The sequence below is a fragment of the Rugamonas sp. DEMB1 genome, from assembly GCF_029834475.1.
In the GTDB taxonomy this organism is placed as follows: domain Bacteria; phylum Pseudomonadota; class Gammaproteobacteria; order Burkholderiales; family Burkholderiaceae_D; genus Rugamonas; species Rugamonas rubra.
Genome location: NZ_CP122407.1, coordinates 6,515,708 through 6,529,981 on the forward strand (window position 1 = coordinate 6,515,708; position 14,274 = coordinate 6,529,981).

7 protein-coding genes and 3 pseudogenes are annotated in these 14,274 nt (G+C 63.9%); 6 read left to right on the forward strand and 4 right to left on the reverse strand.

Going from position 1 to position 14,274, the window contains the following annotated elements; translation table 11 throughout:
* The first annotated feature begins 1 nt into the window (after nucleotide 1).
* The 3 genes and pseudogenes from QC826_RS30065 (at nucleotide 2) to QC826_RS30075 (ending at nucleotide 3,813) form a co-directional block, all read left to right on the forward strand.
* Nucleotides 2–1,204 (forward strand): sensor histidine kinase, encoded by a 1,203-nt coding sequence (locus tag QC826_RS30065; protein ID WP_279763684.1) that lies wholly within the window; start codon nucleotides 2–4, stop codon nucleotides 1,202–1,204.
* 37 nt (nucleotides 1,205–1,241) lie between these two features.
* A pseudogene (locus tag QC826_RS30070) lies at nucleotides 1,242–1,921 on the forward strand (response regulator transcription factor).
* 185 nt (nucleotides 1,922–2,106) lie between these two features.
* On the forward strand, nucleotides 2,107–3,813 hold the full coding sequence (locus tag QC826_RS30075; protein WP_279763686.1) for a methyl-accepting chemotaxis protein: 1,707 nt from the start codon (nucleotides 2,107–2,109) through the stop codon (nucleotides 3,811–3,813).
* 153 nt (nucleotides 3,814–3,966) lie between these two features.
* Here the strand turns inward: QC826_RS30075 and QC826_RS30080 are convergent, their stop codons facing one another.
* From QC826_RS30080 to QC826_RS30095, 4 genes are read right to left on the reverse strand one after another with little or no spacing between them, the layout of a single operon-like run.
* Nucleotides 3,967–4,332: a hypothetical protein gene (locus tag QC826_RS30080; RefSeq protein ID WP_279763687.1), complete on the reverse strand. Its 366-nt coding sequence runs from the start codon at nucleotides 4,330–4,332 to the stop codon at nucleotides 3,967–3,969.
* A gap of 20 nt (nucleotides 4,333–4,352) precedes the next feature.
* A complete protein-coding gene (locus tag QC826_RS30085; protein WP_279763688.1) occupies nucleotides 4,353–4,748 on the reverse strand; it encodes a hypothetical protein in 396 nt (131 codons plus the stop codon).
* Nucleotides 4,741–6,312, reverse strand: a complete 1,572-nt coding sequence (locus QC826_RS30090) for a DUF4150 domain-containing protein (protein WP_279763689.1) — start codon at nucleotides 6,310–6,312, stop codon at nucleotides 4,741–4,743. The genes QC826_RS30085 and QC826_RS30090 overlap by 8 nt, the downstream gene beginning before the upstream one ends.
* Nucleotides 6,305–6,469, reverse strand: a complete 165-nt coding sequence (locus QC826_RS30095; RefSeq protein ID WP_279763691.1) for a hypothetical protein — start codon at nucleotides 6,467–6,469, stop codon at nucleotides 6,305–6,307. The genes QC826_RS30090 and QC826_RS30095 overlap by 8 nt, the downstream gene beginning before the upstream one ends.
* Before the next feature lie 337 nt (nucleotides 6,470–6,806).
* Between QC826_RS30095 and QC826_RS30100 the strand changes: the two genes are divergently transcribed.
* The 3 genes and pseudogenes from QC826_RS30100 (at nucleotide 6,807) to QC826_RS30110 (ending at nucleotide 14,063) form a co-directional block, all read left to right on the forward strand.
* Nucleotides 6,807–7,508, forward strand: a complete 702-nt coding sequence (locus tag QC826_RS30100) for an REP-associated tyrosine transposase (protein ID WP_279763692.1) — start codon at nucleotides 6,807–6,809, stop codon at nucleotides 7,506–7,508.
* 222 nt (nucleotides 7,509–7,730) lie between these two features.
* Nucleotides 7,731–12,403: pseudogene (locus tag QC826_RS30105) on the forward strand (glutamate synthase-related protein); the annotation flags it as partial.
* A 195-nt stretch (nucleotides 12,404–12,598) separates the two neighbouring features.
* Nucleotides 12,599–14,063 (forward strand): annotated as a pseudogene (locus tag QC826_RS30110) (glutamate synthase subunit beta).
* The last annotated feature ends 211 nt before the right edge of the window (nucleotides 14,064–14,274 follow it).

Sequence of the window (14,274 nt, forward strand, 5' to 3'; positions counted from 1 at the left end):
AATGTTCGAATCGACAACGCCCACCGATCCCCAGCTCGCCGCCGAGCTGAGCAGCGCCCGCCAGGAGGTGGAGCGGCTGCGCCTGCTGTTGGCGCACACCAGCGAGGTCAGCTGGATGGTCGACCTGGCCGGGCCGGCCGGCCCGCGCCTGGGCTATCTCAGTCCCGCCGCCCGCCGCCTGTTCGGCTTCGCCGCCGCGCCCGGCCATGAACACGACAACCCCCACATGCAACAACTCGCCGGCCAGCTGCTGGCCGGACTGCCGGCCCGCCTGGCGCGCCTGGCCGCCGGCGACCAGAGCCGGCGCCGCCTGCTGCGCGAGGCCGAGCTGGCGCGCGCCGACGGCGTGGTGCTGGCGGTCGAGATCGAGTCCACCGTGCTCGACGGCGCCGAAGGCCGGCCGCAATCCCTGCTCGGCGTGCTGCGCGACATCGGCCCGCGCCGCGAGCAGCTCGTCCAGCAAAAGAAATTCGCCTCGATGCTGTCGCACGAGTTCCGCACGCCGCTGGCCACCATCGACGGCGCCATCCAGCGCCTGGAGATGACCGGCAGCCACCACGACGAGGCCACCCGCAAGCGCTACCGCAAGATCGGCGAGGCGGTCGACCGCCTGCTGGCCATGCTCGACGACTACCTGTCGCCCGAGCGCATGGCCAGCATCGGCCGCCAGCGCCAGGCCGACGAGATCGCCCCGGCCGAGCTGCTCGAGGCCGTCGCGGCGGCCGGCCGCAAGCGCCGCCTGCAGCTGACGGCGCGCAGCGTCGAGCTGCCGGCGCGGCTGCGCTGCGACCCGAACGGCATGCGCCTGTGCCTCGACATCCTGCTCGACAACGCCATCAAGTACACGCCGGACGGCAGCGCCATCGAACTGCTAGGCAAAAAAGCAACGGAGGGCGGCGTCGAGTTCCTGGTGCGCGACCACGGCGCCGGCCTGCCCGCCGACGAACTGGCGCGCGTCTTCGACAAGTCCTTCCGTGGAAGCAACGCAGCAGCCATACCGGGTTCCGGCCTGGGCCTGTACATGGCGCGCGCCGTGGTGGAGGTCCACGGCGGTAGCCTCAGCGCAAGAAATGTTTCTGAAAGCGGCACTGAATTTCGGATTTGGCTGCCGATAGCTGCCGTTGCCGGGAAAAGCCTTGCGCCGGATGATTGCAGCAGTGATAATTCCCAGACGCAAACTGACAAAGCCAGAGGGCGGAACTGAGCACGCTTGCTCAATAATCAAAACGAATGGCGCATCAATGACGCAAATACTCATCGTGGAAGACAATCTGGACTACGCCGAAGAAATGGCCGAGTTCTTGACTGAGCTGGAACACGAAGTGCACATCACCAACAACGCCAGCGACATGTGGTCCGCGTTGAGCCAGGGTAACGTCGGCGTGGTGGTGCTGGACCTGGGTTTGCCCGACGAGGACGGCTTCAACGTCATCCCCCGCATGCGCCAGCTGTATCCGCAGATCGGCCTGCTGGTGCTGACCGGCCGGGTCGCCTTCGACAACCGCATCCTCGGCCTGCGCCTGGGCGCCGACCACTACCTGACCAAGCCGATCAAGTTCCCCGAGCTGGCCGCCCACATCGAGGCGCTCGACCGCCGCGTCGGCCCGCAGGACCCGGTGCCGCTGCCCAGCAAGTGGACGCTGAAGGTCAGCGCCCGCCAGCTCGAGCTGCAGGGCATGGCGATCACGCTGACGGAAAAGGAATGCAACTTCCTCCACTTGCTGACCATTAACACCCGGCCCGTGCCGCGCCAGGTCATCGTGGCCGGCATCGGCGGCGACGATCCGGACGCCGGCCGCCGCGTCGACATGCTGGTGTATCGTTTACGCAAAAAAGCCCGCACCGGCCTCGGCCAGGACTGCCGTTGCGCAGCGCCTACGGCGAAGGCTACTCCCTCTCTGCCAGCTTCAACCTCTCGTAAACCTTTCGATAAGCTTGCTTGATGCTTCTGCCAAGCTTGCATTTCGCTCTGCCGAAATGAATTTTTCGGTGGTGGGAATGTGAGAGTTTCCCCATGCAATCCGTGACGTAGTATGAACTTTCCAAGCGCCAATTAAGTGTCTACATTTGACATCGCGGCGCTCGTCAGTCTCAGGGAGAGCTCGTATGAAATTTGCAGATTTGAAGATCGGTATGCGTTTGGGTGGCGGTTTCGGCCTGGTCATGTTGCTGATGGTGGCGATGGCGGCGGCCGGCATCTGGCGCCTGCAGGCGGTCGGCCAACTGAGCGAGGAGATGGTCGGCAGCGCCATGCTGAAGGAGCGCCTGACCGCCGAATGGCACAACCTCATCAGCGTCAGCGGCGTGCGCGTGCTGGCCTACGCCAAGAACGCCGAGCAGGCCGAATCGAAGGCCGAGAGCGACAAGGCGGCCGCCACCCGCGCCCGCGTCAACGAGATCCAGAAGCAGCTCGAACCGATGCTGGTCAGCGAGCAGGAGAAGACCCTGCTGGAGGCCGTCACCGGCGTGCGCAAGCAGTACGCCGCCACGCGCGACCAGGTGTTCAAGCTGAAGAAGGGCGGCGACATCGACGGCACGCGCAAGCTGGTCGACGACAAGCTCGAACCGCAGTTCATCGCCTATCTGGCCAACGTCGAAAAGATCGGCCAATACGAGGCCGGCGTCGGCCGCGCCCTGGCCGCCCAGGTGCAGGAGCAATACCACCAGGGCCAGACCTTCCTGCTGGCGCTGGCCGGCGGCGCCCTGCTGCTCGGCTCCTGGTTCGCCTACGTCATCACCCACTCGATCACCGCGCCGCTGCACAAGGCGGTGAAGATCGCCCAGACCGTCGCCGCCGGCGACCTCAGTAGCAACATCGACGTGCGCAGCCGCGACGAGGCCGGCATGCTGCTGCAAGCCTTGAAGGAGATGAACGCCAGCCTGGTCAGCATCGTCGGCCAGGTGCGCGGCGGCACCGACACCATCGCCACCGCGTCGAGCCAGATCGCCAGCGGCAACCTCGACCTGTCCTCGCGCACCGAGCAGCAGGCCAGCTCGCTGCAGCAGACCGCCTCGTCGATGGAGCAGCTGACCGCCACCGTCAAACAGAACGGCGACAACTCGCGCCAGGCCCACACGCTGGCGCTGACCGCCTCCGAGGTGGCGCTCAAGGGCGGCGCCGTGGTCAGCCAGGTGGTCGACACGATGGGCATGATCAACGAGTCGGCGCACAAGATCGTCGACATCATCACCGTCATCGACGGCATCGCCTTCCAGACGAACATCCTGGCCTTGAACGCAGCCGTCGAGGCGGCCCGCGCCGGCGAGCAGGGCCGGGGCTTCGCCGTGGTCGCCACCGAGGTGCGCAATCTGGCCCAGCGCAGCGCCGCCGCCGCCAAGGAGATCAAGACCCTGATCGGCGACTCGGTCGACAAGGTCGAGCTGGGCGCCCGCCTGGTCGAGCAGGCCGGCACGACGATGAAGGAGATCGTCGTCCACGTGCGCCACGTGACCGACATCATCGGCGAGATCACCACCGCCAGCAGCGAGCAGACCGTCGGCATCGAGCAGGTCAACCACGCCATCGCCCAGATGGACCAGGTGACCCAGCAAAACGCCGCCCTGGTCGAGGAGGCGGCGGCCGCCGCCGCCCAGCTGCAGGAGCAAAGCTTCGCGCTGGCCGAGGTGGTCAGCGTATTCCAGCTGAGCGGCAACCGGACGACGCGGCCGAGCGCGCCGGCCCTCGCCGCGCCGCCTGTGCGGATGGCCGTGGCGCGGCCGCAAGCGGCGCGCAAGCCGGCCGGCAAGGCGCTGGCGGTCAGCCAAACGGCCAGGAGCGCCGCCGCCAAGGCGCCGGAGTGGGAGGAGTTCTGACGCTGGCGAAAATGAAACAGCGCAGACTCTCCGTGTGGACGCGGGGGCTGCGCTGCAAGTAGCTAGCCGCTAGAAACGGCCATCTTTGGGGACTAACGTTGCAGTCATTTCCCACGATTCCTGCCGAGATATGAACGCATGCATTGGAGCGGTCTATTTCCTAGCGAACAGTTCGTAGAATTCTTGATTCTCCCAGTCGTCACTGAATGCCTCAATTACCTTTTCAAGCGGACGGCCTGTTGCAATCGGATTTGCCATCCGGCGCATATTGTCTTCAGCCCATTCACGCACTTCAGGCCAGCGCAGTACATGCATGAGAAATGCCAGAGGTTCGTCACTCACTTCATTTGCGTCGAAAAGTGATGTCAACAACTTAGCAAATTGGGGCCGCATTTCCGGCGCACTCTTTATGATGTCAAGACATCGTATGTAGTTCGGTTCAGCTTTTTCGAACGAATACTCAGTGTTCAAAATATTTTCTGCGGCAAGCAACTCGTTCTTTAATGCACTCACGGTCATCGCATCGATCTTTGCGAGCGCTACTGGAAACGCTCGTAAAAAATGCGATCTTCCCATTCATCCGAATACGCATCCATCAGATTCGACATCGACGTTTCCATTCGCGGGGCGTAAAATTCGCGATTTTCCGTCTCAGCAAAAGCAAATATCTCGGGCCACCGCAACTCATGCATAGCATATGCAATCGCTGTACCCGGCAATAACCGGCCTTTCACTTCACGCGCTGTGCGATATCTCTTCATCACGCCAAGGATACGTTCGACAAGCTGCGGCCGATGCTCTTCATTCCTCGCGAGGAGCTCCAGGAACTGAATATACAGCGGCTCAAGTCGATCCTCTCCGAACGTCGGATCGGCACAAGCATCAATTAGACTTTGTGAAATCGCATCAAACTCACGGTCAATAATTTCATTCATTTTTCGGCACCCACTTCCCAAGTTTGAAATCATATACCTTCTCAACGTATGCAGCCTCCGGCACCTTGAATCCAGCCTCTCTAAACGCATTTACAGCGGCATCTCGCGCCGACTTCCCTTCCGGCAAATAGTGACCGGAAGCGTTATCCAGGGATTTTACTTGCCCAGAATATATTCTTCCCTCGCCCCCAGCCAGAATATTTTTCCCATTTGCTAAGTCAAAGTGGCCGAATAAATTGTCGCTGTTCGTGCGTGCGATAATCAGCGAACCGTCTTCCTTCACGACATAGAGGATCTTTCCTGGCGTGCGCAATGCCTGCTCGAGACTGAGATAAGGAACCGGATCAATACTGAACGACTCACCTGGAACAAGATTAGTGAAGGAGATAGGCCGGGAGCTAGTTGCCCCAGCAATCTTTACGCCGTCTCCCGCCGGTCCAGCTGCCGCACCAGCGGCCTTGTCTATCTTTCCAACGTCTGACGCGACTTCCGCCGTCCTCGCCGCCTTTCCTGCCTTGCCCAATCCACCCACCCACTTTGCGCCGCCCTTCAGTATCCCGACGCCGCCGGCGAACAGCTGAACTATCGTCGAAATCGTATCACCTCCTTCTTGCGCCTGGTTGCTCATCGCGAGGTTCGGCAGGTTGATGCTGTCTGCGTTCTTCCGTGTTCCACTGGCCGCCTCCGACAGTGTCGTCGCAGCGCCGGTCTGTCCGAACATGGTGAGAGTCATCGTCGAATCGTCCAGTTCGGTAGCTCGCTGTTCGGCAGCAGCCTTCAGCAGCAACTCCATCGTTCCGGGCACCATGTTGACTATTCCCTTCGCTGCGCCTTTCACACCCTCGATAGGGTGCTTGGCCGCCTGCCGAATGTCGTTTTCGGCTTGTGCCAACCACTTGCCAAACGCTGACTTCTCTTCGGGCGTCGTCAGAGTGATCAGAGGGTTCGACGTCTTTATCGCATCCTTCGGCGATGCCGAACTTGGCGCTGTGGTCGTGACATAAATACCCGGATTGTTTCCGCCGTTCATGGTGCATGCGTCGCCCTCCCGGACGACCTGCTTGCCCTCGATTCGAACGGTGCTGCTGCCCTTGACGGGTTTGACCTCCCCGCTGACCGTGCCAGACCTGATGCCTTTGCCGGTGCCCGGCTCGTCCCCCGTACACTTTGGCTGCGTGGTGCCGTCGAGCAGATACGCGGGTGCGCCGTTGAACCTCACCGAGCGGGCTGGGCTTGCACTGTTCGACAGGTCCTGCACCGTCGGATAGGGAAGCGGCACCATGGACGGGCCAATTGGCGTCTTGTTGATGGATGGCGCGGTGCTGATGGCCTTGAACCCGGCGTGCTTTCGCGCGCCGGTTTTATTGCCGCCGGCGGCTTTCGGCGCCGCCGCTTCGCGGGCCGCCCGCTCTCGCTCTCGTTCCAGCTGTAGCGCTCTCAGTCGAGTGACGTTCTGCTCCAGCTCCCGGACCCGCCGATTCAGCTCGTCCATCCCCTTTGCCTCAGAAATCTTCTCGATCTCGGCATCTCCGTGGCCATCAGCTAGCTTCAGTTTGTCACTCATACGACGACCTCTCGTTTGACAACATTTGCGCCATGAAGGCGAAGTCGCGCGACATGGCCTTGTCGGCGACCCGCGAATGGGCCAGCTTGATGTTTTGCGGGCCGTCGTCGGAGGGAGAAGTCCGGTCGCAAATGGCGCTGGCCCTGCGGGTCGTCATTGAATGCGGCAAGGAGTTCGGTGGCGCCCGGCTGCGGCTTCATGGCGGCTGTTCCTTATCACTAGGAAACGGGATGGCAGAATTGCACTGTAACGAGTGGTCAGGCGCAAGCTTTGCGTTTGCGCAAAGCTATTGCCGGGTGGAGATATCGGAGGATCGGTGATGGAGGCAGACCGTATGGTCGCGGTCGAGATGGAGGTGTCGGTGGATTGGGCGGAGCGCCAAGTTGCTAATCGGGGACAGAGTCGGACGATTTTTTCGCCGTGGTGAATTAATCGGGGACGGAGTGGTATTGGCGCGGTAGAATCGCGGTATTCACTCCACTCCCCGCGTTCCCATGGCCCGTCTTCCCCGCTTGATTATTCCGTCCCAGCCGCACCACGTCATCCAGCGTGGCAACAACGACCAGGTGATTTTCCACGACGCCGAGGACTATCAAGCCTTCCTGGGCTGGCTGCGCAGCGCCGCCAAGACCTACAAGGTGGCGCTGCACGCCTATGTGCTGATGCCCGACCACCTGCATTTGCTGGTCACGCCGTCCGACGAGGACGGCCTGGGCCAGATGATGCAGTGGATCGGCCGCTACTACGTGCCCTACTTCAACCAGAAATACGGCCGCAGCGGCACGCTGTGGCATGGCCGCTACAAAACCTCGTTGATCGACGCCGAGCAATACTTCATGCCCTGCGCCCGCTTCATCGAGTTCAACCCGGTGCGCGCCGGCCTGGTGGCCAGCGCGGCCGAGTATCCCTGGTCCAGCTACCAGCACCACGCCGGCATCCGCGTCGACGGCCTGATCACCGACCACGCCAACTACTGGGCCTTGGGCAACACGCCGTTCCAGCGCGAAGCGGCCTATCTGGCCCTGACCGAGTATCCGTTGACGGCGGCCGAGGTGGAGGAGATCGGCAAGGCCGTGCTGAAGGGCTGGCCGCTGGGCTCGGAGAAGTTCAAGACCGAGTTGCAACTGCGCGTCAAACGCCAGGTGCTGCCGGCCAAGCGGGGCCGGCCGTTCAAGCAGGCGGCGCCGCAGGAATAGGGCGGCGGGCCGCGCCAAGCGACTAATCAACCCGCCAAAAACCGTGGCCAGCCGCCAGGCGCCACGGTTTTTTTGAAATTCCTACCACTCCGTCCCTATTAAATTTTTCTAGCGACTCGTGAAAAATTAATTCGACTCCGACCCTAATTGTTATTGTTGAACTTTCTGCTGCATTGCACTACTCTAGCCTTTCGATATTCCAATATGCAGTGGAGAATGCCCATGAAAGCCCAAGGTCTGTACGATCCGTCCAATGAACATGACGCCTGCGGCGTCGGTTTCGTCGCCCACATCAAGGGCAACAAGAGCCATTCCATCGTCGAGCAGGGTCTGCTGATCCTGAAGAACCTCGACCACCGGGGTGCCGTTGGCGCGGACGCGCTGATGGGCGACGGTGCCGGCATCCTGATCCAGATTCCCGACCAGTACTACCGCGACGAGATGGCCAAACAGGGCGTCGAGCTGCCGCCACCGGGCGAGTACGGCGTGGGCATGGTCTTCCTGCCAAAAGAAAACGCTTCGCGCATCGCCTGCGAACAGGAAATCGAGCGCGCCGTGCGCATCGAAGGCCAGGTCGTGCTGGGCTGGCGCAACGTGCCGGTCGACTGCGACATGCCGATGTCGCCCACCGTGCGCGCCAAAGAGCCGGTGATCCGCCAGATCTTCATCGGTCGCGGCCCGGACATCATGGTCACCGACGCGCTCGAGCGCAAACTGTATGTGATCCGCAAATCGTCGGGCCACGCCATCCAGGCGCTCAAACTGCTGCATGGCAAGGAATTCTTCGTGCCGTCGATGTCGGCGCGCACCATTGTTTACAAGGGCCTGCTGCTGGCCGACCAGGTCGGCGTCTACTATAAAGACCTGCAGGACGCCCGTTGCATCTCGGCGCTGGCGCTGGTGCACCAACGCTTCTCCACCAACACCTTCCCGGAATGGCCGCTGGCCCACCCCTACCGCCTGATCGCCCACAACGGCGAGATCAACACCGTCAAGGGCAACTTCAACTGGATGCGCGCCCGTGAAGGCGTGATGAAGTCGGCCGTGCTGGGCGAGAGCTGCAAAAGCTGTTCCCGCTGATCTACGAAGGCCAGTCGGACACCGCCTGCTTCGACAACGCGCTCGAACTGCTGTTGATGGCCGGCTACCCGATCGCCCAGGCGATGATGATGATGATCCCGGAAGCCTGGGAAAACCACGGCACGATGGACGACAATCGCCGCGCCTTCTACGAATATCACGCCGCCATGATGGAACCGTGGGATGGCCCGGCCGCCATGGCCTTCACCGACGGCCGCTACATCGGCGGCACCTTGGACCGCAACGGCCTGCGTCCGGCCCGCTACATCGTCACCGACGACGACCTGGTGGTGATGGCCTCGGAATCGGGCGTGCTGCCGATCCCGGAATCGAAGATCATCCAGAAATGGCGTTTGCAGCCGGGCAAGATGTTCCTGATCGACCTGGAAGCGGGCCGCATCATCGACGATAAAGAGCTCAAGGACACCTACGCCAACGCCAAGCCCTACAAGGCCTGGATCAACGCCGTGCGCATCAAGCTGAACGAGATCAAGCTGAGCGAAAGCCAGCTGGCGCACAACCGCGTCAAGTACACCACCGCGCCGGGCGAGAAGGCCGTCGCCTCCGTGCTGGACCGCCAGCAAGCCTTCGGCTACACCCAGGAAGACTTGAAGTTCCTGATGGCGCCGATGGCCGTCGCCGGCGAGGAAGCCACCGGCTCGATGGGCAACGACTCGCCGCTGGCCGTGATGTCGAACAAGCTCAAACCTTTGTATAACTACTTCAAACAATTGTTTGCGCAAGTGACCAACCCGCCGATCGACCCGATCCGCGAGGCGATGGTGATGTCGCTGGTGTCCTTCATCGGACCGAAACCCAACCTGCTCGACACCAACAACGTCAATCCGCCGATGCGTTTGGAGGTTTCCCAGCCGATCCTCGGCTTCGACGACATGGCCCGCCTGCGCGGCATCAGCCTGCATACCGGCGGCAAGTTCAAGTCATATGAGCTGAACATCTGCTATCCGATCGCCTGGGGCAAGGAAGGCGTGGAGGCCTGCCTGGCCTCGCTGTGCGCCGAGGCGGTCGACGCCGTCAAGTCCGGCCACAACATCCTGATCGTCTCGGACCGCTCGATCTGCAGCGACCGCGTCGCCATCCCGGCGCTGCTGGCCACCTCGACCATCCACCAGCACCTGGTCAGCAAGGGCCTGCGCGCCTCGACCGGCCTGGTCGTCGAGACCGGCTCGGCCCGCGAGACCCACCACTTCGCCCTGCTGGCCGGCTACGGCGCCGAGGCGGTCCATCCCTACCTGGCGATGGAGACCCTGATCGAACTGGCCGCCGGCCTGCCCGGCGAGCTGTCCGGCGAGACGGCGATCTACAACTACACCAAGGCGGTCGGCAAGGGCCTGATGAAGGTCATGTCGAAGATGGGCATTTCGACCTATATGTCCTACTGCGGCGCGCAGATCTTCGAAGCCATCGGCCTGAACAAGTCGCTGGTCGACAAGTACTTCAAGGGCACCGCCTCGAACGTCGAGGGCATCGGCGTGTTCGAGGTGGCCGAGGAGGCGCTGCGCCTGCACCACCTGGCCTTCGGCGACGATCCCCTGCTGGCCAACAACCTCGACGCCGGCGGCGAATACGCCTTCCGCGTGCGCGGCGAGGACCACTTGTGGACGCCGGACGCCATCGCCAAGCTGCAACACTCGACCCGCAGCAACAACTTCTCCAGCTACAAGGAGTACGCCCAGCTGATCAACGACCAGAGCCGTCGCCACCTGACCTTGCGCGGCCTGTTCGAGTTCAAGCTCGACCCGACCAAGGCCATCCCGCTCGACGAGGTCGAATCGGCCAAGGAAATCGTCAAGCGCTTCGCCACCGGCGCCATGTCGCTCGGCTCGATCAGCACCGAGGCGCACGCCACGCTGGCGGTGGCGATGAACCGCATCGGCGGCAAGTCCAACACCGGCGAGGGCGGCGAAGACCCGGCCCGCTACACCATGGAGTTGAAGGGCATCAAGATCAAACAGGGCGAGACCATGGCCTCCATCGTCGGCAAGGAACAGATCGTCGTCGACATCCCGCTGCAGGCCGGCGACTCGCTGCGCTCGCGCATCAAGCAGGTGGCCTCGGGCCGTTTCGGCGTCACCGCCGCCTACCTGAACTCGGCCGACCAGATCCAGATCAAGATGGCGCAGGGCGCCAAGCCGGGCGAGGGCGGCCAGCTGCCGGGCCACAAGGTGTCCGAATACATCGCCACCCTGCGCTTCTCGGTGCCGGGTGTCGGCCTGATCTCGCCGCCGCCGCACCATGATATTTATTCCATCGAAGATCTGGCCCAGCTGATCCACGACCTGAAGAACGCCAACCCGCGCGCCTCGATCTCGGTCAAGCTGGTGTCGGAAGTGGGCATCGGCACCGTCGCCGCCGGCGTCACCAAGGCCAAGGCCGACCACGTGGTCGTCGCCGGCCACGACGGCGGCACCGGCGCCTCGCCGCTGTCCTCGGTCAAGCACGCCGGCACGCCGTGGGAGCTGGGCCTGGCCGAAACCCAGCAGACGCTGGTGCTGAACGGCCTGCGCAGCCGCATCCGCGTCCAGGCCGACGGCCAGATGCGCACCGGCCGCGACGTCGTCATCGCCGCCATGCTGGGCGCCGACGAGATCGGCTTCGCCACCGCGCCGCTGGTGGTCGAGGGTTGCATCATGATGCGCAAATGCCACTTGAACACCTGCCCGGTAGGCGTCGCCACCCAGGACCCGGTGCTGCGCGCCAAGTTCTCCGGCAAGCCGGAATACGTCGTCAACTACTTCTTCTTCGTCGCCGAAGAGGCCCGCCAGCTGATGGCGCAACTGGGCATCCGCACGTATGACGAGCTGATCGGCCGGGTCGACCTGCTCGACAAGTCGAAGGCGGTCGAGCACTGGAAGGCCCGTGGCCTGGACTTCTCCGCCATCTTCCACCAGCCGGAAGTGCAGAACGGCCAGACCATCTACCACAGCGAGTTCCAGGACCACTGTCTGGAAAAAGCCCTCGACCACAAGCTGATCGCCCAGGCCAAGGCGGCGCTGGAGAAGGGCGAGCGGGTCTCCTTCATCTCGCCGGTGCGCAACGTCAACCGCACCGTCGGCACCATGCTGTCCGGCGAGGTGGCGCAGCGCTACGGCCACGCCGGCCTGCCCGACGACACCATCCACATCCAGCTGCAGGGCACGGCCGGCCAGTCCGCCGCCGCCTTCCTGGCGCACGGCATCACGCTCGACCTGGTCGGCGAGGGCAACGACTACGTCGGCAAGGGCCTGTCGGGCGGCCGCATCATCGTGCGGCCGAACACCGAGTTCCGCGGCTGGGCGGTGGACAACATCATCGTCGGCAACACCGTGCTGTACGGCGCCATCGCCGGCGAGGCCTTCTTCAACGGCGTGGCGGGCGAACGCTTCGCCGTGCGCAACTCCGGCGCCACCACCGTGGTCGAGGGCGTGGGCGACCACGGCTGCGAATACATGACCGGCGGCACCGTCGTGGTGCTCGGCGCCACCGGCCGCAACTTCGCCGCCGGCATGTCGGGCGGCATCGCCTACGTCTACGATCCGGACGCCGACTTCGCCCTGCGCTGCAACACCGCGATGGTCAGCCTGGAGAGCGTGCTGACGGCGGCCGAGCAGCACGTCGACCGCGCCACCTGGCACAGCCAGCACCGCGACGGCGAGCCGGAGGCCGACGAGGTGATCCTCAAGCGCCTGATCGAGCGCCACTTCAAGCACACCGGCAGCACCCGCGCCCGTTTCCTTCTCGACAACTGGGCCGAGGGCCGCAGCAAGTTCGTCAAGGTCTTCCCGAGCGAGTACAAGCGCGCGCTGGCCGAAATGGCCGACGGACCTGGCCAACGAGGCCGCCGTGGTGCAGCCGATCGCCGCCTAATTGGACAGCGGACGGGCCGGCGGCCCGTCCCCTTAGAACATAAGCGGATAGTGGACGGGCCGGCGGCCCGTTCCCGTAGAACATACGCAGATAGCGGACGGGCCGGCGGCCCGTCCCCTTAGAACATATACAGAGGATTTATCGTGGGTAAAATCACCGGTTTCATGGAATTCAAGCGCCAGGAAGAGGCCTATCTGCCGGCCGCCGCGCGGCTCAAGAACTATTCGGAGTTCGTCATCACGCTGAGCAACGAGCAGGCCAAGGTGCAGGGCGCGCGCTGCATGGACTGCGGCATCCCCTTCTGCAACACCGGCTGCCCGGTCAACAACATCATCCCCGACTGGAACGACCTGGTGTATCGCGGCAACTACCGCGAGGCGCTCGAGACCTTGCACTCGACCAACAACTTCCCCGAGTTCACCGGCCGCATCTGCCCGGCGCCCTGCGAGTCGGCCTGCACCCTGGGCATCAACAACGACCCGGTCGGCATCAAGTCGATCGAGCACAAGATCATCGACGAGGGCTGGGCGCACGGCTGGGTGGTGCCGCAGCCGGCCGCCAAGCTGAGCGGTAAAAAAGTCGCCGTGGTCGGCTCCGGCCCGGCCGGCCTGGCCGCCGCCCAGCAGCTGGCGCGCGTCGGCCACGCCGTCACCGTGTTCGAGAAGAGCGACCGGGTCGGCGGCCTGTTGCGCTACGGCATCCCCGACTTCAAGATGGAGAAGTCGCACATCGACCGCCGCGTCAAGCAGATGGAGGCCGAGGGTGTGGTGTTCCGCACCAGCGTGCTGGTCGGCAAGGACTTCCCCGCCACCGTCAACAACTGGGCCAAGGAAACCATCTTCCCCGACGGAACTGGAGAAGGAGTTCGACGCCGTCATCATCGCCGGCGGCGCCGAGCAGCCGCGCGACCTGCCGGTGCCCGGCCGCGAACTGAAGGGCGTGCACTTCGCCATGGACTTCCTGCCGCTGCAGAACAAGGTCAACGCCGGCGACAAGGTCAAGGACCAGCTCAAGGCGACCGGCAAGCACGTCGTCGTCATCGGCGGCGGCGACACCGGCTCCGACTGCGTCGGCACCTCGAACCGCCACGGCGCCGCCTCGGTGACCCAGTTCGAACTGATGCCGATGCCGCCGGAACAGGAAAACAAGCCGCTGGTCTGGCCCTACTGGCCGACCAAGCTGCGCACCTCCTCCTCGCACGAGGAAGGCTGCGAGCGCGACTGGGCGGTCGCCACCAAGCGCCTGGAAGGCAAGAACGGCAAGGTCGAGAAGCTGATCGCCTGCCGCGTCGAATGGAAGGACGGCAAGATGAGCGAGATGCCGAACTCGGAATTCGAGATGAAGGCCGACCTGGTGCTGCTGGCCATGGGCTTCGTGTCGCCGGTGCAACAGGTGCTGGACGCCTTCGGCGTCGACAAGGATGCGCGCGGCAACGCCAAGGCGAGCACCGACGGCGAAGGTTGCTATAAAACCTCGGCGGCCAAGGTGTTCGCCGCCGGCGACATGCGCCGTGGCCAGTCGCTGGTGGTGTGGGCCATCCGCGAGGGGCGCCAGTGCGCCCGCGCGGTCGACGAGTTCCTGATGGGCTCGTCCGAGCTGCCGCGCTAGTTCGCCGGGCCGGCCGGCCGCGCCGGCCGCCACTATTCCCAGCCGGGAGCCGAGGGGTCTAGCGCCCGCCGGCTGCCGGTTTTTTTTACCCCCAACCCGGGACGCGGCAACCGGGGTCTGACCCCATGCGGGGTCAGACCTCTGCGCTGGCGGGGTAAGGCGGGCGCCCCTACCAATCCATGAGGTCTCCTGGTAGTCGGCGGACGTGGTA

Coding starts and splice junctions, on each gene's coding strand:
- QC826_RS30085 (WP_279763688.1), bottom strand. CDS start 4,748: ATGAATGAAATTATTGACCGTGAGTTTGATGCGATTTCACAAAGTCTA.
- QC826_RS30065 (WP_279763684.1), top strand. CDS start 2: ATGTTCGAATCGACAACGCCCACCGATCCCCAGCTCGCCGCCGAGCTG.
- QC826_RS30100 (WP_279763692.1), top strand. CDS start 6,807: ATGGCCCGTCTTCCCCGCTTGATTATTCCGTCCCAGCCGCACCACGTC.
- QC826_RS30090 (WP_279763689.1), bottom strand. CDS start 6,312: ATGAGTGACAAACTGAAGCTAGCTGATGGCCACGGAGATGCCGAGATC.
- QC826_RS30095 (WP_279763691.1), bottom strand. CDS start 6,469: ATGACGACCCGCAGGGCCAGCGCCATTTGCGACCGGACTTCTCCCTCC.
- QC826_RS30080 (WP_279763687.1), bottom strand. CDS start 4,332: ATGACCGTGAGTGCATTAAAGAACGAGTTGCTTGCCGCAGAAAATATT.
- QC826_RS30075 (WP_279763686.1), top strand. CDS start 2,107: ATGAAATTTGCAGATTTGAAGATCGGTATGCGTTTGGGTGGCGGTTTC.